The sequence below is a fragment of the Stenotrophomonas sp. 220_Sma genome, from assembly GCF_056487375.1.
Genome location: NZ_CM151348.1, coordinates 1,970,048 through 1,990,481 on the forward strand (window position 1 = coordinate 1,970,048; position 20,434 = coordinate 1,990,481).

A 20,434-nucleotide genomic window follows, 5' to 3' on the forward strand; every position below is an offset into this window, starting at 1 on the left:
AAAGAACGAGGGCGCCGAGAGGCGCCCTTTTAATTTCTGCTTAGACACCAGCGCGACTGTCAATCAATTCGTTCTCTGACTACGCTCGCTTCTTCTCTGTGGGCTGAAGTGCGAGCCGTGCTTCAGGTGATCTTGCCACTCATTTCTATGAATACTAATATCTGAAAGCTGCTTCGCGTCGGGCAGGTTTACAGGTAGATATGCTCTGTCGCTAGTTCTTGCCGAATCGCAAGTGAATAATGAGTCGCTTAATCTGCAATGATGGTTTGATTTTTTGGATTTCAGTTAAAGGGAAACGCGCGTCGGCTGGGGTTATGGTGTTTGAATCATTAATAGCGACCTGTATGTCGCACCATTCGCAAAGGGAAGAGCGTGGAAAGTATTAAGGTCTTTATTTCATACAGTTGGGACGGCGAGGGCCATAGGGCCTGGGTTAAAAATCTTGCTGATTCACTTGAGGAGATTGAAGAGGTGTCGGTAACTTGGGATGGTTACGACCTCGATAGCCTTGTTGACAAGAACTTTTTCATGGAGTCCGGCATCCATGAGGCTGATTACATCCTTGTCGTCGCCACTGAAAATTATAAGGAAAAGGCCGATGAGCGGAAGAATGGTGTTGGGTTGGAGACATTTTTAGCCTCTGCAGTGCACTGGGACGGAATGTTGCGAGATAAGAGAAGTAAGATAATAATAATTAGCCGTGATCCGGAGTCGACACCCAACTACCTCAAGGGTCACTTTCATCTTGATTTCGCGGATGAATCTCAGTTTCACAAGAAATTTGAAGAGCTTCTTAGGCTTTTGCAGAATAAGATGGTTTCCGATAGGCCTAGAAAAAGAAGAAGTATCAGCACCATTGCAGATGGTGTTTATGATTTCAGTCGCTTTGAAGAGGTAATACAAGTAAATTATCCAAACAGGCGCGCGATTGTGGGTAGTTTGGAGGGGACTGATTTTTCAGGCGGGAGCAGGGTGAAGTATGAGCTATGGGAGACGAAGTCGCCCGCCCTTAGCTACTTCCTAGCATTGCATGCTAGCGGAAACATCAGGCAGAGCGTGCAACATGCCGCGCGCCAACTTCTTAAGGCTGGATTAAGACCGGCAGATATTACTGTCCTTCGTCCTCGTGAGGCGAGGCCAGAGCAGGATTTGATTACAAGGTCGTTCGCAGAAGAAGGTCTCGCGATACGTGCTCACGAATGTACTTATAAGGAATACATTTGGGAGTACTGTATCGATGCTTCGCTGAAGAAGATTGAGCCCCCAAGCCCAATTGAGAATTACACGAATCAGGCTATAAGCTACCGAGGTAATGATGTTAATGAGATCATGCGTGCCGATTCGGCGCTGGATTTTATTGTGGACGCGCTTCAAAAGACTTCGGGAGTGGCTGCTCATCTCATTGTTGCGCCAGGAGGAATGGGGAAGACGTCTCTATGCCTATCGGTGGCGCAGCGTTTGCATTTCAGAGAGGATCTTCGTTCTTCCGTTATCTTGATACAGGCTGAACTAATAAAGAGATACGTCGCAGAGAGTGGTCTTGCTCAATCAAGAATTGATAGCATTTACGACTTGTATGAGCTTTATGCGAAGTGTCACGGTCATTTGCGGCTTTTTGAGAGATCAACTTTCGATCTCGCGGTTGTTTGTGGAAATTTGTCGGTGATTATTGACGGATTGGATGAATTAACAACTCTTTTCCAGGAACGGTTCGATGTTTCTTCGTTTCTTGAGTCCCTTAAGTATCTTCATGATCAGCTTGGCAGTTCTCATGTTCTTTTGACTACTCGCAACAATGCAATCGCCGAGGGCACTAGACTTGAGTCATTGGCTATTGAGCGGTATGAGTTGCTTGGCTTTGATGCCGAAACCTGTCAAAGGTATGTCAAGCGGCGACTGTCGGCTTACCCGTCAGCAGGCGCAATGATTGACAGGGTTATGAGTCAGATTGAAAAAATAAAGATGCGTGATGAAGAGGGGAGAATTATCCCCTTCTTGGCTGATATATCCGCGACCGTCGTCGAGGATGGGTTGCGAGAGGGTAAGGCTAATGATTTTGAAGTGTCAGAGGATGCGACGCCCTATCGATCTAATAACAGGGTCACTGATCATATAATTTTCTCGGTCCTCAGGCGAGAGGCGACTCGGCATGACATGGAAATACCCGTTGTTGAGGTTGTTGAGTTGCTGTCAGACCTAGCCGCAGATTTTGGTAAGCGCTGGCCAGCGAAGGAGATGTCCGAAAGGCTTCAGATAATGTACGAAGCTAGGGCTGCATCAATACAGTCCAAGCTCTGCCTAAATCCGCTACTCACACAGAAAGGCGATCAGATAGAGTTGAGATACTCTTTTCTTGGGTCCTACTTTGAATTGCTGTTGATGCTTCGTGGACTTGGCGCAGCTCCGCTTGACAGAACTGCGATGAGAACCTTCTCTCGCCTCGATCTGGAGAGTGAAGAGTCTGGAGAAATTAAGCTCTTCTTCAGAGAGAATGCCGAGTTGGCGGATTCTTCATTGAAGTCTATGATTCCGTCCATTCGAGATCAGGCTGTGGCTGAGGTTTCAAGTCGGTATTCTAGGGTTGAGATAGAGCATGCAAAGAGTGCGATGTCTAACATTCTAGATCTGTACTTTTCAACTCAGAATTCTTCGGTATCCGACACGACAGAGCGGCTGTTCTCATTCTTTGACTTCAGTCGGGTGCAGGAAGGAGGACGTGGAACAATAACCGGGTTGCATTTGAAAGGGGAATTTCCAGTTCTTGATTTCTCGGGCGTTATTGTCACCCAGTCAAGGTTTCAGGGGTATCGGAATTTTATGTCGTGTCGTTTTAGGGACTCCACATTTATGTATTCCGTTTTTGAGGAGTGTGCAAATCTGTCCTTGAGAAATACGCAGCTTGAACCATCGATGATTGATTCGACCTGTGATATTGGCGACCTGCGTGACGCATTTGCTGTGGCGCTTGGAGTAAGGGCGGAAGAGAAGGCCATGATAAGTGGCGAGGTGGCGAAGTTCTGGCGCTCGTTCTATCGCGGGAATCGATTTGTAGATAATCGGATCGAGTTCATAAAGTTTTCAAGTAAGGTTCCGGGTATTGCCAAAGGGAATTTTAATCGATTAGTTGCTAGTGGATATTTTGTTCATACAAAAGCAAAGGTGGTCGCTGACTTTTATGAGATTGCCCCGGAATACAAGAGTAGTGTAAGAAAATTTCTTAGTGATGGGTATCCGGATGGGAAGATGAGGAAATTTATATCGCTCGTGAGCTAGTTTGATTTTTAGGCTTGCGCGCAATGATCCTCCGTTACCTTTCTCTACGGAGACACCGATGAGCGGAATAATGGGAGGAGGAAATCAACAGTTGAGCCAGCGCCCGCGTCTGGCTGGAGACAGGAGTTCGCCGATGCAAAGTTCGGCCAATTCTGCCGTAAGCGTCTTGCGGTTGAGCCAGTCACCCCGGCCTAACTTCCCGACAAGCCCACTCAACCAACCCCCGGCAAGCTAGAAACAACCCGTCCACAACCCCCTCATCCAAATGCCGCTCCGGCTCCGCTGCCACCCGGCAGCGGTCTGCCGCGTGCAGCAGCTCCAGAACAGTCAGCGCGCCTACCATCGCGCGCTCGCTCCGGGCCAGGCTCACGCGGCGGCCGGGTGACACGTCGGTCTCCGGCCAAGGGTGCCCATCTGCGCCCTCGCAGCCGCGCATGCGCTTGAGGATGCCGAGCAGGGAGTTCAGGTCGGGCAGGGGAGTGTCGTCGTTGATGGGCTCAACAACGGTGTACGAGGAAAAGGTGTCGGATTCGTTCATGGCGTCGGCTTCCGTGGCTGTGCTTAACAGCGCCACCGCGAAGAGGTGGCGGACGATGCGTGGCTGCAAACCGGGATGAAGTAGCGTCATAGAACCGGTGGATCCGAAGACCCCCACGCACCGCCCGCCAAAAAGGCCGACGGATTGCCCGCCGGCACCGGTTAAGGACGGTGCCGACGGGCAAGCGCAAACTACAGACGCGTACATCAATGCGGGTTTGCAGACCCGGCCACCCGTTGTCGGTGGCGCGCCATGGTGTTTACGCCGCCGCTTCGAATGCCAATAGAAATTGGCGAAGGAATCGCGGAATCCGAGAGCGAAGAACTATTGTTGCACGCACCATTCGTGCAGCACGCGACACCGCCGGACGCATTAGCGCAGCTGCTCTGTTGATTGCGATTCTGAATGACGCAATCGCCTGCACCATAAGCGAATAGCGCGACGGCCTTCTTTGCAACAGTTCTTAGTCCTGCCCCGCAGGCATCGGCGCCCGATCAGCCTCACACTCAGAAAATCGGTTCAATCCCGACAACGCCAGCGAACCTCGCGGCCTCAGCCAGCACCATCCTCAGCAGGCCCCGCATTGCCCACCAGCAACTCAATCATCGCCCGCGCCGCCGCAGACTGCCGCCGATGCGGCGCATAGATCACCGAGAACGGCCGTGATCTTCCCCGCAGCTCCGGCAGCACTTCCACCAGCTCCCCACGCATCAACCGCTCGCGCACGATGAACTCGTAGCTCTGGCAGATGCCGATGCCCTGTTCGGCCAGCGACACCACGCCCAGTACGTCGTCGGAGGTCTCGATGGACGAACGCGGCAGCCAGTCCACGTCGCGCCCGCCGTCTCGGAAGATCCAGGGCGCCAGCCGCCCGGTGCGCGGCATCACGAACGGCAGGCACAGGTGCTGCTGCAGGTCGTCCAGCGTCTGCGGCGTGCCGCGGCGCTGCAGATAGTCCGGCGCGGCCACCAGCAGCAGCGGCGCGTCTTCCAGCTTTCGCGCTACCAGTCCGCTGTCCGGCAGCTGGCCCAGGCGGATGGCCAGGTCGAAGCCTTCGGCCACCAGGTCCACGTTGCGGTTGGTGATGTTCAGTTCCACCTGCACCTGTGGGTACTGTTGGGCAAAGCGCGCCAGCACGGGCGGCAGCCGGTAGTGGCCATAGGTGGTGGGCACGCTCAGGCGCACGCGGCCAGCCAGCGCACCGTCCTGGGCCAGTACGTCGCGCTCGGCGTCGTCCAGCAGGCCGAAGGCGGTGCGCACCTGTTCCAGATAGAGCCGCCCGGCGTCGGTCAGGCCCACGCGGCGGGTGGTCCGCTGCAGCAGCTGCCGGCCCAGCCGCGCTTCCAGGCGGGTGACCGCGCGGCTCAGCACCGAGGGCGTGGTGGACAGCGCCACAGCGCCGGCGGTGAATGAGCCGTGCTCGACCACCGCCAGGAACACTTCCACATCGCCAAGGTAGTCGAACTTTCGGCTCATTTGGCTCTCCGGAGAACAGATGTTTTGCGATGGGGCCAATTTATCGCCGCTGCGGCGATCAATAAAGTGGCAATCAATCCCCGATAGGAGCTCCCGTGAACCTGATGACTCGACTGGCCGCAACCCTGGCCCTGACCCTGGCCGCTACCGGCGCACATGCCGCCAACGTGCTGGTGGTGCTGTCCGACGAAAACCACTTGGACCTGAAGGACGGCAAGGTGCTGTCCACCGGCTTCTATCTCAACGAGCTGATGCAGCCGGTCAAGCTGCTACTGGATGCGGGCCACGAGGTGACCTTCGCCACGCCGCAGGGGCGGGCGCCGACGGTGGATGTGTCCTCGGTGACGCCGGCGTACTTCGGCAACGATGCCGCGCAGCTGACGCTGCACAAGGAGCTGCTGGAGAAATTGGCACTGACCTCGCCGATGGCCTCGCCGGTGGTCAGCCTGGCGCGCGTTGAGCAGCAGGGCTACGCGCGCTTCGATGCGGTCTACATTCCCGGTGGCCACGCGCCGATGCAGGACCTGCTGAAGAGCCCGGCGCTGGGCCGGTTGCTGGCCGACTTCCACCAGCGCAACAAGACCACCGCGCTGGTCTGCCACGGGCCGATCGCGCTGCTGTCCACGCTGCCGGATGCTGCGGGTTTCGTGGCGAAGATGGAAGCCGGTGCGATGCCGGCCACGCCGCAGTGGATCTACAGCGGCTACCAGATGACGGTGATCAGCAACCAGGAAGAAGAGCAAGCCAAGCCGCTGCTTGGCGGTGGCGAGATGAAGTTCTACCCGCAGACTGCGTTGGAGCGGGCGGGTGCGAAGTTCAGCAGCAATGCCACGCCGTGGACGGGGCATGTGGTGGTGGATCGTGAGCTGATTACCGGGCAGAACCCGGCTTCGGCGCTGGAAGTGGGGCAGCGGTTGGTGGAGCGGTTGAAGTAGGGCCGATTCCGCATCGCGTGCGATGCCGTGGCACCATGGTGGGCTGGCCTCGTCCTTCCGGGCGGGGCCGTTTTCCCAGGGAAGCCCTCGAACACGACATGCGAACGTCTTTTTTCATTCTCTCCGCCCTGTGCCTTGGCTTGCTGTCCGGCTGTGCCAGTGGCCCGGAGGAGCACGCCTCAAGCCGCGAGATCACGGGTGCGTTCGTGGCCGATGACGGCCAACTGTATCTACTACCGCGCTTTGAAGAACCGATGCGTTTCAATGCCGCGCCGTTCCGCGAGTACCGCGCGCTGATGGACAGCCCGCTGCGCGAGGCGGTGGCCTGCGCGCAGATGTACTTCCATGAGGATTGGCGCGACCCGGCCAACAAGGCCAAGGTGCACGGCAGCTATGCGCTGCTGCTGCGGCCGGAGCAGGTGACGCCGGAACAGGCCGCGCAGTTCAAGCTGGAGCGGATTGAGGTGCTCCCGCGCGAGGCGAAATATGTGGACGAGCGTGCGCGCTACTACCTGCCGCAGGACCGGAGCCGTTATGCGCTGGCGTTTGATCGGGCCTGCAATCTTTCAAAGAAGGGTGGCAGCTATTACAGCGCGCTGTTCGAGGGCGACGGCGAGCGGGTGAAGTTGCCGGACGCTGCTGCGTTGGCGGAGAAGGGGAAGCTGGCACAGCCGATCAGTGCGCGGGCGCAACGGATCCTGCCTGAGCGGGAGGACAAGCCGGGTGTGGGTTCGGCGGCGGGCAAGGTGCTGGGGGCCGCGTTGATCCCTGTGGCGGTGCCGGTGTTTGTTTTGAGCCTGCCGTTCCTGGGGCCGGATCATTGGAAGTGATGGGGCGTTGAGGGAGAGCATCCACGCGTGGCGTGGATCTACTTGGGTATCGCCTGAAAGTTCATCCTGGAGATCTGTGTGCCCAGCACGCTGGAAACTGTTTTGAAGACCGTAGGCTTCATTGTCCTCGCGGCACTTCCGTTGGTGATCCTCTGGTTCACACTTCGGCGAATGTCAGCGACCGCGCGTTCTGCATTGGGATCAGGGCTGCGTTTGGATCCCCCTCGCCGGATTTCTGGCAAGTCCATGACCTTGGTGTTGGTGGATGGCAAAGAGGATCGCGAGCACTATTTCTTTGATACAGAATCCTTCTACCTGCGACGTGGGCCGGTGCCCACGGCAGTTCCGCTTTCGCAGATCACCTCAGTCACACGAACGTCCGACAGGATTTACGGGCGCTATGTCTGGAAGGTGTGCTTCAGCAGAGCATCGGGCAGAAAGGGTGTGACGTTCACCAACAACCTGACGCTGTTCAATCGGGATTTCCTGCTGTTCCTGGAGGCGGTGCGGAAGGCCAATCCACTGGCGACCGTCGATCAGGCGGGTCTGTTCTTCTGATTGTGCGGCGATATCAATAGGCCGATTGGCAAACAGAGGGACCAGGAGGGCGGGTTGTTGTGAATGATTTCGCGCGTGTCTCGCCCACTCAGCCCATGCTGGCGGCGCGTATCTGGATATCGTGCTGCGCGCGCTGATCTTCCAGCTGCTGTTCGAGTTGGTTGGCGATGGCGCGCTGCTGTGCTTCGCGGCTGACTGCGTCGAACTGCTGCATTGATTCTTCAACTGAGGTCTGTGCAGCCAATTCGGTCGGCATTGCGGCGCGCTGGTGTGCGGGGTCGCTGGGCTCGCCCTGGACCACGAACAGAGTATGACCGGCGGGTTTGTCCGCGGTGGCGTTGCTCAGCAGCACGTGGTCGACGCGGTCGAGGTCATTGTCCTTTGCCAGCACCAGCAAACTGGCAGTCATGCGCTCGCTGGCTTCGTCGAACGTGCGGCCGTGCTTTGCATCCAACGTGGCTATGCGTTCGCGCACCTGCTGGTAGAGGGCATGATCGGGATGTTCAGGCTGGGTGGGTAGCAGGGGCGCGGGCGGTGCTTCGGGTTCTCGCTGGGCCGTTGCGCTCGGGGGCGGTGCTACCGGTGCTTCCACGGGTGGCGACGTGTAAAGAGGCTCTTGCTCCGAGACCTTGGGCGCGGCGTCTGTTGCCAGTGCGGGTGCAGCGGGCTCGGCTGCTGCGAGGTTGGCTGGAACGCCTGACTCCGAATGGATCGGCGCGGGCGTTGCTTCCAATTCGTGGAGGCGAGCAGTAACCGGCGCGGCGTCAGCCACTTCGGTCTGGATCGACGAGACCGAGGAGTGGGTGTGAGTCGCAACGGCCTCCTGCTTGGGATCGGGGTGCTCGACATCCGGCGGAGGTAATGTACTCACTTCCGGCTGGGCGGGAGATCGCTCAGCGGGGGGAGTGCCGGATGACGGCACAGGGGCAGCCGGCGTCGGGTGCGCGGGAGGATTTGCCTCGGTATGCGCTTGCCGCTCGCTTGACTCTTTCGATGCCGGCGGCGTTGCGACTGAGGTCGGCTCCGGCCGTGGCGCTTCGCGGCGAGCCGGTTCCTCTACGGGTTCCGCACGATCCGATGGCATTGGCGCTGCAGGCGTAGGGGAGCGATGTTCCTGCGCCAGAGGCGGCGCGCTGGGCGACAGTGCCGCCTGCCCATCGGTGCGTGCATCGATCACCGCTTGCGGGGTCAGGCGCTCTTCGGCGTGCTCGCCGCGAACCTCAGCCACGGCAGCGGCGGCCACCTGCTGCGCCTGCGGTGCAGCGACACCCAGTCGATTGGCTTCCTGCATGGCCTGGTCGTGGGCATCGCGCTCATTGACGGTCAGTGCCTCGATACGACGCTCGTGGGCACTGGGTACGGGCGCCTCCATTTGTTGAATGGCGCGAATCTGTGGGTAGGTGCTGTTCAACTCGTCGCGGACGTTGCCCTCGGCCAGCGAATCGTAGATCCAGCCGTCATGCAGCCACTCGCCATCGCCTTGGCGCTGATAGGTGCGTCCATCGGATGCCAGTACGTGATCGGGATGGTCTTGGGCCCAGATCACTTCGTCCGGAATCGCTCCATATCGAGACCAGCCCTGTGCGATGTAGGCCTGTTCGTACTGCTTGGCGAAGGCGGCTGAGCTTCGGGCGGCGTTGAAGGCCATGATGCCCTGTGCGGCTTCATCAAGCTGGGCAGCCTTGGTGGCGTCGGCCACTTCTACTGTGGTGTTCTTGATGCCGTGCTCGAGGACCTGATGGACGACCTCGCGCCGCCATTCGCCATTCTCCGGGTTGCGCTCCCAGGAACGCGGAAGGGCGCTGGGTGTATCGCTGGCGTCGCCGGCAATGCTGAAGGGATTGATAGGTTGATCAGGCTCGGACAGCCGCAGCCCGACGGCCCGGCTTGAGGCCTGGTAGTTCAGTTGCTGGGTCAATTCGGCATCGGCGGTAAGCAACGTGGTTGCGCCGTAGATCGGGCGATCCGCAAGGGTGCCGACGGTGCCTATGATTTCCCGTTCGCTGTGCGTCCAGCCCTTTTCAGGGTTCGCCGGATCAAACGTCCAGATCTTGCCGGTGCTGTCGGCCTGGTTGTTGATCTGGTACTTCTCGATCCAATCGACGATCTCACTGCCACCCCAGGCGCCTAACCCGCCACCAATGATGCCGGTGACAATGGCGCCAGGGCCGGACTCGATGCCCAGCAGCGTACCGACCTTGGCGCCCACCGCCGCGCCGGTCCAGCCGCCGACACTGCGTGCACCGAAGTCCAGCAGCGCGGCTTCCGCGCCCGTCCGGTTGTCGTGCGCGTACAGGTCGGCAATCTTTGTTCCTTCCGTGGCGGCTTCAAGGACGGTCGCTGCGGCGCCACCGATGACGGCACCCCGCACCATGTTTGGACGCACGCGGATGGTGTGGTCGATGCCGCGGGCTTCCTGGATGTTGGGCGTTATGCCTTCAACAACCTTGAGCGTTGCGCGCTCATCGAAAACGGCTGCTGCTGTTGGTGGACTGACCTTGTCGTTGAGCGGCAGGGTGTCCGTAAGTTCGGCGTGCCACCGGCCTTGTGCGCGCCAGCCATCGCGCACTGTTTGGGTGATTCGAGGGTCTTTCAGCCGAGCTTCGCGTTCGGCTTCCAGTGCTGCGCCCGGCAGACGGGTATCGCTATGGCTGTCGTAGACCTGAGCGCCTTCGCGTCCGTAGAGTCGAATCTGGATGCCGGTCTCGGCCTGGACCTTGTCCAGATTGCCGGGCAGGGCATCGTAAACGTGTTTGCGTACGTCTTCGGGGACGTAGCGGCCGAAGCCGACCAAGTCCAAGTCAGACGTGAAACGTCTATCGACACCAAGCTCGCTCTCCAGCCGGTGCGCTACAACTCCCCGAATCTCGACTTCATAGCCATTTGCTTGTAGATCTCTGATCAAGGCGACTGCGCTGTCACCATTGCCCAGTGTAGTATCGAGGATGAGGTTCTTGCGACCATCGATTGCTGAAGATCGTAGTTCCTTGGCCCACTGGCTGGCGTCGTCGTGCGTGTGGCCTGCCCAAGTGTAAGGATATTGCTTGCGTAGACTCCGAACGTACTCATGCTCGTCACGTAGTGCGTCGGGATCGATAGTGATGACATCGTTGTGCAGTTCCCGCCGAACCTGACCTGCTAGGCCACCCTTGCCAGCCCCAGGTTGACCGGCGAGTATCACTGCCTGGGGATTTTCATATGACGTGCGGCTATCCAGGCCGCTCTTGGGAATGATCTGTTCCCATAGAATCTGCTGGTGCAAATCAGGCGAAAGAGGGTTAGTGGTGGAAGCCATCAGGTCCCTCTGAAGTTGACTTGAAAGTACTCCCACAAATCGTCAATTTCAGCCATGCCAATGTTTTTGGACCTGGCGAACGACATCAGTCGTTTTTTCTCATTGGCCTCAGCTATTGCCTTTGGGTTGCCCGACGTCTCCGCAGCCTCAAGCTCATCGCTAGCTTCCATGATGAACGCCCCGAGCACCCCTTCCAAGGCCCAGATTGCGTCATCGAACGGCATCAGCGGAACTCTTCGCGATCGTTCAACCGATCGATTGAGAGCTGCCTGCAGTCTTTCGATATGCTCCGGATAGCCCTTGAGCATTTCGCGGAGCTTGGCTGGAACTGGAGGAGTGGCTTGAAGCATGGTCGACACCTATTCAGCGGTCTGACACGTTTTCATGAGTATCTGTACTGGTAATGGCAAGTTCAATGCCATCTGTGGCTTCTGACTATCGGAAGGCGTCGTTAGATGCCTCTTGAATGAAGGTCGAAGTACTCTCTGAGTTCGCCGAGCCTGAGCATACCAATCCCGCCGGACCTGGCGAAGGACATGAGCCTCTCCTTTCCTTGAGCCTGGGCAATGGCTTCGGGGTCGCCCGACGCTTCTGCGGTTGCCTGTTCAGCTCGCGCTTCGGAAATAAAGCCACTGAGGTGGTCCACCAGTAGCCAGACTGCGGCTTCATAGGGCGGGATGGACTGGGTACTTCTGTCCTTTACCGAATTGAGGGCCCTCAGCAGCTTTTCGATATGTTCCGGATAGTCCTTATGCATTTCACGTGGCTTGGCTGGAACAGGAGGGTATGAGGAAGCCATGGCTGCTGGATGATTCAAACATGCGGACGCTGAGGCAGTTAATCCACGCGTGGCGTGGATCTACAGCTTGACTTGCCGCCCGCCACGCATGTCGCCCGCCAAGGCTCCCAGGCCTTGGCATCGATGCCGGCCTTCATCGCAATGGCCTGCAGCTCCGACCAGTTCCTCGGCGAAGGCGCGGCCAGCAGCCCGCGCATGAAGGCCTGCATCTTCGCTTCGCCCACCTGCTTCTCCAACGAGAGCAGCAGCAAGGGCGCATAGACGTAGCGATACACCTCGCCGAGATCCGAGTTGCCGTCGATGGCATCGAACGCCGGCAGCGGCTTCTCCTGCATTTCGATGGCCGATTGCAGTCGCGCAATGTAGCGATCCGCCGCGGCATCCCCACTGATCTCACGCAGCGCCTTGATCGACAGGAACTCTGCGCTGGATTCCAGCAGCACCCAGAAGTACGGCCCCTGCGGACGGTTGAGCGTACCGAAGTAGTAGTGGCCCATTTCATGCGCGATGTACTGCACGCGTCGCTCGGCTTTCTCGCCACCGGCCATCAGCGAATCCGCGACGTTGCCGATGCTGCCGCTCATGGCGATGGTCGGCCAGGTGGCAAAGCCCCACTCGCTGCCCTCGCGGTCGCGCTCGATCTGGTTGAGCGTGACCATACGCAGGAAGGTGGGGCGGTCGACCAGCGGCACGCCCATGTAGCGGCTGTGCACGTCGGCTATCTTCTGTACCGTGCTGGACAGTGCCTCGACCTTGGCCGCGGGCAGGGTCTCATTGAGGATCGTGACCTGCGCAGTGCGGGTGATCGGGCCGCTGCCGCCGAACAGCAGGATCGGCCGCGCCTTGTCGCTGCGGAATCGTCCCTGCGCGCCTTCGATGGCCGGGCTGCCGTTGAGATACAGGAAGCGGCAGCCACGGCAGTCCACCTGCAGGTCGTAGCGGCTTTCGCTGCTGCGCACGCGGGCCTTGGGATCGAACGCCTGCGGCAGCCATGCGGACTGTTCGGTGAAGCGGGCGCTGTCGCCGTTGAAGGCGATCAGGCCCTTGAAGTCGGTCGGGGCATCGTGCCGGGCGTAGACCGGGAAGGCGCCCACGTACTGCACGCAGAGCGTGGCGGGTGGCTTGGCCACGGTGTACACGCGTGCTTCGCCATCCACGCCGGGGTCGTACCAGCCTTCGAAGTCCAGCGGCGCGCCATTGCCATCGGTGACCCGTGCGACATTCAGGCCGGCGTTGAGCACGAACGAGCCCATCGATTCGGCAGGTCGGCTGGATACGCAGACGTTGCCTTCCACGCGGCCGGTCGCTATATCCACCCGCACGCTGCCGGTGGTGAGCGGTGTGGCGTCTTGAGCAGGCGGCGCGGCCTGGCTGATGGCAGGGGCGAGCAGTGCGGCAACAACGGCGGGCAGCAGGGCCTTGCAGGGGTTCATCGGGCCATCCATGGGTGGATTGGGGTGAATATAGGGGGGGATGTGGATTTTTGCCGAGGGGCAGCATCCACGCATGGCGTGGATCTACTGATCCAAGCGTGCGGTGGATCCAGAGGGCTACACTGCCTACCTACGCCCCTTGGAAGCTCACCCATGTTCTCTGGAAAGGTTGCGGTGGTTACCGGCTCCACCAGCGGTATTGGTCTTGGCATTGCCACGGCGCTGGCGCGGCAAGGCGCCGACATCGTGCTGAATGGCTTCGGCGATGCGGCGGAGATCGAACGCATCCGTTCCAACCTGGAAGCCGAGTTCGGCGTGCAGGTGGTGCATGACGGCGCCGATCTGTCCCGTGGTGAGGCGGTGCGCGGAATGATTGACCACGCCGTTGCGAAGATGGGGCGCATCGACATCCTAGTGAACAATGCCGGCATCCAGCACACCGCGTCGATCGAGGAGTTTCCGGTCGAGAAGTGGGATGCGATCCTGGCGCTGAATCTCTCGGCGGTGTTCCATGCAACGGCAGCGGCCTTGCCCCACATGAAGCAGCAGGGCGCCGGCCGCATCATCAACATCGCATCCGTGCACGGCTTGGTGGGCTCGGTGAACAAGTCGGCCTACGTGGCGGCCAAGCACGGCGTGGTGGGATTCACCAAGGTGACCGCGCTGGAGAATGCGGGCACTGGCATTACCGCCAACGCGATCTGCCCAGGTTGGGTGCGAACCGCACTGGTTGAGCAACAGATCACTGCGTTGGCGGAGCGCGAAGGCACGGATCAAGAGTCCGCCGCGCGCGCGCTGTTGGCCGAGAAGCAGCCTTCGTTGCAGTTCGTGACGCCCGAGCAGCTGGGCGAGGTGGTGGTGTTCCTGGCTTCGGACGCGGCGGCGCAGATCACCGGCACGGCGTTGCCGGTCGATGGTGGCTGGACCGCCCGCTAGCGGACCCGCATCGGCCGCATTGCCGACGCCGCAGCAGCCAAGGCGCCTGCGGCGTCGTCCCGACGCAGCCGTTTACTGCGGCTTCGCAAAAACATCCAATCCCTTGCCGGTCTCCAACATCGACTTCAGGCTCGACAGCACGATCGGCCAGCCCTGGCGGATGCCGGTATCCATGCCGCTGCCGGGTTCCAGTTCGTCGTGGGTGACGGTCAGCCGCACCATGTCCTGGTAGGGCACGATGTCGAAGGTGACGCGGCTGTAGGCAGCGGGGTTGTCGGCCTGCGAGGCGGCGGCCCAGGTGATGACCAGCCGCGAGGGCGGGGTGCTTTCCACCACTTCGCCGACCAACTCGACCGAGCGCGTTTCGTTGGCGCGCACATGCTGCCAGCGCGAGCCGGGTTTCCAGTCCGAGACGTTCTCGTGGCCCCAGTAGCGGCTGGCGATCTCGGGGCGGGTGATGGCCTCGAACACCTTCTGCGGCGTGGAGGCGATGTAGATCACGTGGATGAAGCGGGTGGACTCTGCGGACATCGTCATTCTCCTTCCAGTTCTCGTTTCAGGTCATGCAGCAGGCTCAGGCGCTGCTGCTCGAACTTGCGTACCCAGCGCTCGTAGACTTCGTGCAGTGGCACCGGGTTGATGAAGTGCAGCTTCTCGCGGCCACGGCGCACGGTGCTGATCAGGTTGGCGTCTTCCAGCAGGCCCAGGTGCTGGGTGACCGATTGCCGGGCCATGTCCAGGTGCTCGCACAGCTGGCCGAGCGTCTGCCCGTTGTCTTCGCAGAGCAGATCCAGCAGCGTTCTGCGCGTGGGATCGGCCAATGCCTTGAACACCTTGTCTGCATTCATGCGGGGCGTCTTCAATTCCAGTTGTCGATCCTGATGTCGTGTGGGTTGGGCTGGCCCTTGCCGGATTCCACCAGCGCTTTGAGGCTGAGCAGGAAAACCGCCCACTTGGTACTGCAGTGCGAGGTGAACTCGACGCGTTCCTTCCAGCCTCCATGGGTGAACAGGACGATGCAGTAGTCACCTTCCTGTTTCAGCACGAAGCGCGCGTGGGTGCCGATCCATTCAGCAGGGCCGGCGACGAACTGCCAGAGCACGAGCTCGCCTGGAACAAGCTGCTCAAGTTTCATTTCCATGGCGCCGATTTCCTGGCCGTTGTTCGTGAAGCGAACCTTGACCGTCCCGCCGGCCACGCGGTCGCCATGAATGTCTTCAGCCCACCAGGCGGCGACGCCTTCGGGGGTGGCCAGCGCCTGGTACACCTGGCTTGCGGGGGCCTTGATGCCGACCCTGTGTGCGATATCCACCATTGCAGGTTCCTCGCGATGGGCCGGCAGGCGCCGCCCTTGAGTGGACTATATGCAGGTAAATGCCTGCATGTCAAATCCGGTGGACGGGGGGGGCTGGATCAACACACTGGGCACCTGCCAGGCATGGCCTGGCACTACTGGATCTACGGGACGTCAAGGAGTGCAGGCATGACTGAAGCTGGAAAGGAAATCTTGAACATCCGCCGCGCCAGCGAGGCCGATGCCCCTGCGGTGCTGGCGCTCTTCGACGAAGTCATCGAATGGTTCGTATCGATCGGCAATGTGCAGCAATGGGGCAGTGAGCCGTGGTCCACGATGCCGCGCCGGATCACCCAGGTGACCGATGCCTGCGCGCTGCCCGGTGCATGGGTTGCCCATAACGAGCACGGCGTGGTGCGCGCGTTCCTTGCGCTGGGCGAGTCGATGCCCTATGTGCCTGCGCCCACCGGCCCGGAACTGTATGTACGGGTACTGGTGGCATCGCGTGATGCGCGCGTGCGTGGCATCGGCCGCCGCCTGATGGCCTTTGCCGATGAGCAGGCGCGGGCTGCAGGGCTCGACCATCTGCGTGTGGACTGCTACGGCGGTGGCAACGGTGATCTGGTGCGCTTCTATGAGACCTGCGGCTACACGCGCATCGCGCCGTTCAATGTGGATGGCTGGCCGGGCATGCTGCTGGGGCGACAGCTCTGACGTGGCTGCGTCACTCGGTCGCAGCCTGTGTGCAGGAAACGGTACATCGGTTCGGCGCTAGAGTAGGGGCATGACCTGCATGGAATGGCTGTGTCATTCCACTGTGGGTTCCTGATGACCCCCTCCAGGAAGGAGCAACGCATGTACTACAGCAGTGGCAACTACGAAGCCTTTGCGCGCCCGCGCAAGCCCGCCGGTGTCGACGGCAAGCGCGCATGGTTCGTCGGTTCGGGCCTGGCCTCGCTGGCCGGCGCCGCGTTCCTGGTGCGCGACGGCCGCATGGCCGGTGAGCGCATCACCATTCTCGAGCAGCAGCAGATTCCCGGTGGCGCGCTGGATGGCCTGAAGGTGCCTGAAAAGGGCTTCGTGATCCGCGGCGGCCGCGAGATGGAAGACCACTTCGAGTGCCTGTGGGATCTGTTCCGCTCGATTCCGTCGCTGGAGATTGAAGATGCCAGTGTGCTGGACGAGTTCTACTGGTTGAACAAGGATGATCCGAACTATTCGCTGCAGCGTGCCACGATCAATCGCGGCGAAGATGCGCACACCGACGGCCTGTTCACGCTGAGCGAGCAGGCGCAGAAGGACATCATCGCGCTGTTCCTGGCCACCCGGCAGGAGATGGAGAACAAGCGCATCGACGAGGTGCTGGGCCGCGATTTCCTGGACAGCAACTTCTGGCTGTACTGGCGCACCATGTTCGCCTTCGAGGAATGGCATTCGGCGCTGGAGATGAAGCTGTACCTGCACCGCTTCATCCACCACATTGGCGGCCTGCCGGATTTCTCGGCGCTGAAGTTCACCAAGTACAACCAGTACGAATCGCTGGTGCTGCCGCTGGTGAAGTGGCTGCAGGACCACGGCGTGGTGTTCCAGTACGGCACCGAGGTGACCGACGTCGACTTCGATCTGGCGGCCGGCCGCAAGCAGGCCACGCGCATCCACTGGACGCGTGACGGTGTAGCCGGTGGCGCGGATCTGAGCGCGGATGACCTTGTGTTCATGACGATCGGTTCGTTGACCGAGAACTCGGACAATGGCGATCACCACACGGCTGCGCGATTGAACGAGGGACCGGCACCCGCCTGGGACCTGTGGCGACGCATTGCCGCCAGGGATCCCGCATTCGGCCGCCCGGACGTGTTCGGCGCGCACATTCCGCAGACCAAGTGGGAGTCGGCGACGGTGACCACGCTGGATGCGCGCATTCCGGCCTACATCCAGAAGATCGCCAAGCGCGACCCGTTCAGTGGCAAGGTGGTGACCGGCGGTATCGTCAGCGTGCGCGATTCGCGCTGGTTGATGAGCTGGACGGTGAACCGCCAGCCGCATTTCAAGAACCAGCCCAAGGATCAGATCGTGGTCTGGGTGTATTCGCTGTTCGTGGATACGCCTGGAGACTACGTGAAGAAGCCGATGCAGGACTGCACCGGCGAAGAGGTCACCCGCGAGTGGCTGTACCACCTGGGCGTGCCGGTGGAGGAGATCGACGAATTGGCCGCGACCGGCGCGAAGACGGTGCCGGTGATGATGCCGTACATCACCGCGTTCTTCATGCCACGCCAAGCCGGTGATCGGCCGGACGTGGTGCCGGAGGGTGCGGTGAACTTCGCCTTCATCGGACAGTTCGCCGAATCGAAGCAGCGCGACTGTATCTTCACCACCGAGAATTCGGTGCGCACACCGATGGAAGCGGTGTACACGCTGTTAGGTATCGAGCGCGGTGTGCCCGAGGTGTTCAATTCCACCTATGACGTGCGCTCGCTGTTGGCGGCGACCGGTCGCCTGCGCGATGGCAAGGCGCTGGATATTCCCGGGCCTGCGTTCCTGCGCAACCTGCTGATGAACAAGCTGGACAAGACCCAGATCGGTGGCCTGCTGCGCGAGTTCAAGCTGGTGCAGGAGGACTGAGCGTGCGTCAGCGTGGAGGGGAACGCGCCGGCAACACCGCGGATCAGTCGGCCAGCACGGTACCCGCTCGTTCGCCATAGGTCGCCCTCGCGCTGCCACACACCGCGTAGGTGGCAGCGCTGGCTGGCAGGCCAGTGGCCTTGATGCCGCGCCGCGAATCGCCGTCAAACACTTCGGCGTAGCGTTCGGCGGCCAGCGCGTCATCGGGCAGCATGTACAGCAGGACGCGCTGCAATGTGGACTGCCCGTGCAGTGGCTGCGGCTGCCGGAACGCGGGCACCTGCACGCGCGCGCTGTGCCACCGCGTCGGCGCGTCTGCAGTCTGCCAGCGTACCTGCAGGGGCAGGTTGAGCGGCAACAGCGCGGGGCTGACCGGGTAGCCGTAGGCCGTGCAATCCCGGGGCGCTTCCGGGATGTTCGCGATGGCCCCGTCGCCGATGTCCAGTGTGAGGCCATTGATTTCCACCCGAAGGATGGGCGCACTGCTGTAGTTGTGGATCTTGAACAGCGTCAGGCCTTCGAAGCGGCTGCGCTCCAGATCATCGGTGGTGAAGCCACTGAGGCGTGCGAGTGCGGGCGCGACCTCTACGTGATCGCTGTAGTGGTAGTAGATATGCACGAGCTCGGGTGTACCCGCGCGTCGCCAGGCCGCATTGAATGACGCAAGCTCGGGGTACGGCCGACGGACCAGCGGCACATCGGTGACGGCGCGATCTCCAGACGGTGTGGCGTAGCGGTAGTGGTCGACGGAGGGCTTCAGGCGCGCTTGTTCATACGGGAAGGACCTGTCTGCATCGGACTGCGGGTTGGGGTAGCGGTGGAAGGCCAGGAAGCGCTGGGGCGTTTCGCCCTGCATGGGCAGGTCCGGGCCAGCGCCAGAACCGGTGGATGCATACGGCGAGGTGTCCAGCCAAAGGGGTTGCCCGCTGAGGTTGACGTGCAGCTCGGCGATGGACACACGTGAGCCGCCGGCCAGGCTGTCCACACTGCCTTGCAGGACGTGCCACAGTGGAATGATGAGCATGGCGGCGGCGGTTGGCACGAACATCAGCACGTGTATGCGGCCCGGTACCTGCCCGCGCTGGCGCACCATGTAGCGCAGCCAGGCCAGCACGAGCACCAGCAGCAACGGGACGGCGACCCAGATCGCGATGGTGGCCAGCGCCACGACGCCCCAACCCAGGTTGGGGCTGGACACGGCAATCAACGAGAGCGTGGCGATCAGTGCCGCCAACAGCAGCGATACGCCGATTCCGACGCGGTAGGTCCTGTAGGGGCTGTCGGTCATCACCGGTCCGTCGGCAGTGCGGGGCATGCCCCTATAGTGCAGTGGTGGTGATGGCGTGGAAAGTCGTCGACGAAGAGGGCGGGGGGCCTTGCCTGCCGGCCAGGGGCCGGCATTACCCGGGGCTCAGCAGCCGACCAGGCGGTCCGCACTGATGCCGTTGCGATGCTGGCTGCGGTACTCGGTGGGGCTGGCATCGACCTGACCACGGAAGTGCCGACGGAATGATTCCTGCGAACCAAAGCCGGCCTGCTCGGCAATCCACTGCAGTGGCCGGTCGGTGGTTTCCAGCAGCTCACGCGCGAAGGCCACGCGCTCGCGGATCAGCCAATCGATGGGCGACAGGCCGGTGGCTTCCAGGAACTGCCGTTGCAGAGTGCGCTGGCTGAGTGCGGCCTGCTCGGCGAGGCTGCCTAGCGAATGTGGCTCGCGCAGGTTACGGCGCATCCACTCCATCAGCTTCGCCAACCGCGTGGGCTCGCCGTTGGGGATGGCCCGGCTGACGCGCTGGCTGCGCCCGGCATCACGCCAAGGTGCCAGCACCAATCGCTCGGCCACCAGATTAGCCACGCGCGCGCCGTAATCCTTGCGCACCATGTGCAGCATCATGTCCATGCCGGTGGCCGAGCCGGCCGAGGTGATGATGCTGCCGGTGTCCACGTACAGCACATCCTCGCGCACATCGATGCGTGGGAACTCGCGTGCCAGCGCTTCGGTGAGGCGCCAGTGGGTGGTGGCCTCGCGGCCATCGAGCAGCCCGGCCCAGGCCAGCACGAACGCACCGGAGCAGATCGACGCGATGCGTGCGCCGCGTGCATGGGCGCGGATCAGTGCATCGAGCAGTGCCTGCGGCGGACGCTCGCTGGGCTCGCGCCAACCGGGGATGACGATGATGTCGGCGTCATCGACGCTGCTGAGATCGTAGGGCAGCTGCACCTGGGTGCTGCCGAGCATGCGCAGTGCGCCGGGTTCGCCGGCGCACAGCTGGGTGCGGTACCAGGCCACGCCCAGTTCAGGCCGTATCGGTGCGAACAGGCCGACCGCACAGCCGAACTCGAACAGCCCCTGGCCGTGGCAGGCGACGATGGCGACGAGTGGTGCGGTGGGATCGGCGGAAGGGCTGTGCATGGCCTGATGCTACGGGTGGTGGTGCGTGG

General features: G+C 61.1%; 18 protein-coding genes. 7 read left to right on the forward strand and 11 right to left on the reverse strand.

The window, feature by feature from the left end; genetic code table 11:
- Positions 1–372: 372 nt before the first annotated feature.
- Positions 373–3,273, forward strand: a complete 2,901-nt coding sequence (locus ACZLIB_RS09350) for a TIR domain-containing protein (protein WP_478469667.1) — start codon at positions 373–375, stop codon at positions 3,271–3,273.
- Positions 3,274–3,454: 181 nt separating this feature from the next.
- Here the strand turns inward: ACZLIB_RS09350 and ACZLIB_RS09355 are convergent, their stop codons facing one another.
- Positions 3,455–3,811 (reverse strand): hypothetical protein, encoded by a 357-nt coding sequence (locus ACZLIB_RS09355; protein WP_478469668.1) that lies wholly within the window; start codon positions 3,809–3,811, stop codon positions 3,455–3,457.
- A gap of 552 nt (positions 3,812–4,363) precedes the next feature.
- Positions 4,364–5,287, reverse strand: a complete 924-nt coding sequence (locus ACZLIB_RS09360; protein WP_478469669.1) for a LysR family transcriptional regulator — start codon at positions 5,285–5,287, stop codon at positions 4,364–4,366.
- A 95-nt stretch (positions 5,288–5,382) separates the two neighbouring features.
- Here ACZLIB_RS09360 and ACZLIB_RS09365 point away from each other — a divergent pair, with 95 nt between their 5' ends.
- From ACZLIB_RS09365 to ACZLIB_RS09375, 3 genes are all read left to right on the forward strand, one after another.
- Positions 5,383–6,222: a type 1 glutamine amidotransferase domain-containing protein gene (locus ACZLIB_RS09365; protein ID WP_478469671.1), complete on the forward strand. Its 840-nt coding sequence runs from the start codon at positions 5,383–5,385 to the stop codon at positions 6,220–6,222.
- A 98-nt stretch (positions 6,223–6,320) separates the two neighbouring features.
- Positions 6,321–7,052 carry a hypothetical protein gene (locus ACZLIB_RS09370; RefSeq protein WP_180864537.1) on the forward strand — a complete coding sequence of 244 codons (732 nt, stop codon included), beginning with the start codon at positions 6,321–6,323 and terminating at the stop codon, positions 7,050–7,052.
- 78 nt (positions 7,053–7,130) lie between these two features.
- The gene (locus ACZLIB_RS09375) at positions 7,131–7,610 is read left to right on the forward strand and encodes a hypothetical protein (RefSeq protein ID WP_478469673.1); all 480 of its coding nucleotides are present in this window, start codon (positions 7,131–7,133) and stop codon (positions 7,608–7,610) included.
- Between the two features lie 88 nt (positions 7,611–7,698).
- Here ACZLIB_RS09375 and ACZLIB_RS09380 read toward each other — a convergent pair whose 3' ends face one another.
- The 4 genes from ACZLIB_RS09380 to ACZLIB_RS09395 all read right to left on the reverse strand — a co-directional run bounded on the left by ACZLIB_RS09380 (position 7,699) and on the right by ACZLIB_RS09395 (position 13,137).
- Positions 7,699–10,905 (reverse strand): zeta toxin family protein, encoded by a 3,207-nt coding sequence (locus ACZLIB_RS09380; protein WP_478469674.1) that lies wholly within the window; start codon positions 10,903–10,905, stop codon positions 7,699–7,701.
- Complete coding sequence (locus ACZLIB_RS09385; RefSeq protein WP_478469676.1) at positions 10,905–11,255, reverse strand: hypothetical protein; 351 nt, start codon at positions 11,253–11,255, stop codon at positions 10,905–10,907. The genes ACZLIB_RS09380 and ACZLIB_RS09385 overlap by 1 nt, the downstream gene beginning before the upstream one ends.
- A 101-nt stretch (positions 11,256–11,356) precedes the next feature.
- Positions 11,357–11,662, reverse strand: a complete 306-nt coding sequence (locus ACZLIB_RS09390; protein WP_478469677.1) for a hypothetical protein — start codon at positions 11,660–11,662, stop codon at positions 11,357–11,359.
- An 80-nt stretch (positions 11,663–11,742) separates the two neighbouring features.
- The gene (locus ACZLIB_RS09395; protein WP_478469679.1) at positions 11,743–13,137 is read right to left on the reverse strand and encodes a M1 aminopeptidase family protein; all 1,395 of its coding nucleotides are present in this window, start codon (positions 13,135–13,137) and stop codon (positions 11,743–11,745) included.
- Positions 13,138–13,290: 153 nt separating this feature from the next.
- Between ACZLIB_RS09395 and ACZLIB_RS09400 the strand changes: the two genes are divergently transcribed.
- A complete protein-coding gene (locus ACZLIB_RS09400; RefSeq protein WP_478469920.1) occupies positions 13,291–14,073 on the forward strand; it encodes a 3-hydroxybutyrate dehydrogenase in 783 nt (260 codons plus the stop codon).
- A gap of 72 nt (positions 14,074–14,145) precedes the next feature.
- Here ACZLIB_RS09400 and ACZLIB_RS09405 read toward each other — a convergent pair whose 3' ends face one another.
- The 3 genes from ACZLIB_RS09405 to ACZLIB_RS09415 are packed head-to-tail and all read right to left on the reverse strand — an operon-like array spanning position 14,146 to position 15,388.
- A complete protein-coding gene (locus ACZLIB_RS09405) occupies positions 14,146–14,604 on the reverse strand; it encodes an SRPBCC family protein (RefSeq protein ID WP_478469680.1) in 459 nt (152 codons plus the stop codon).
- A gap of 2 nt (positions 14,605–14,606) precedes the next feature.
- Positions 14,607–14,921, reverse strand: a complete 315-nt coding sequence (locus ACZLIB_RS09410) for an ArsR/SmtB family transcription factor (RefSeq protein ID WP_005416268.1) — start codon at positions 14,919–14,921, stop codon at positions 14,607–14,609.
- 11 nt (positions 14,922–14,932) lie between these two features.
- Complete coding sequence (locus ACZLIB_RS09415) at positions 14,933–15,388, reverse strand: SRPBCC family protein (RefSeq protein ID WP_478469682.1); 456 nt, start codon at positions 15,386–15,388, stop codon at positions 14,933–14,935.
- A 168-nt stretch (positions 15,389–15,556) separates the two neighbouring features.
- Between ACZLIB_RS09415 and ACZLIB_RS09420 the strand changes: the two genes are divergently transcribed.
- Both ACZLIB_RS09420 and ACZLIB_RS09425 read left to right on the forward strand, forming a co-directional pair.
- Entirely contained in the window at positions 15,557–16,081 is a 525-nt protein-coding gene (locus ACZLIB_RS09420; protein WP_478469683.1) for an N-acetyltransferase family protein, read from the forward strand.
- 141 nt (positions 16,082–16,222) lie between these two features.
- The gene (locus ACZLIB_RS09425) at positions 16,223–17,992 is read left to right on the forward strand and encodes an oleate hydratase (protein ID WP_478469684.1); all 1,770 of its coding nucleotides are present in this window, start codon (positions 16,223–16,225) and stop codon (positions 17,990–17,992) included.
- A gap of 43 nt (positions 17,993–18,035) precedes the next feature.
- On the opposite strand, the gene ACZLIB_RS09430 is transcribed toward ACZLIB_RS09425, so the two are convergent.
- A complete protein-coding gene (locus tag ACZLIB_RS09430) occupies positions 18,036–19,307 on the reverse strand; it encodes a hypothetical protein (protein WP_478469686.1) in 1,272 nt (423 codons plus the stop codon).
- Positions 19,308–19,403: 96 nt separating this feature from the next.
- Positions 19,404–20,405, reverse strand: coding sequence for a transcriptional regulator FtrA (ftrA, locus tag ACZLIB_RS09435; RefSeq protein ID WP_478469687.1), 1,002 nt, complete (start codon positions 20,403–20,405; stop codon positions 19,404–19,406).
- Between the last annotated feature and the right edge of the window lie 29 nt (positions 20,406–20,434).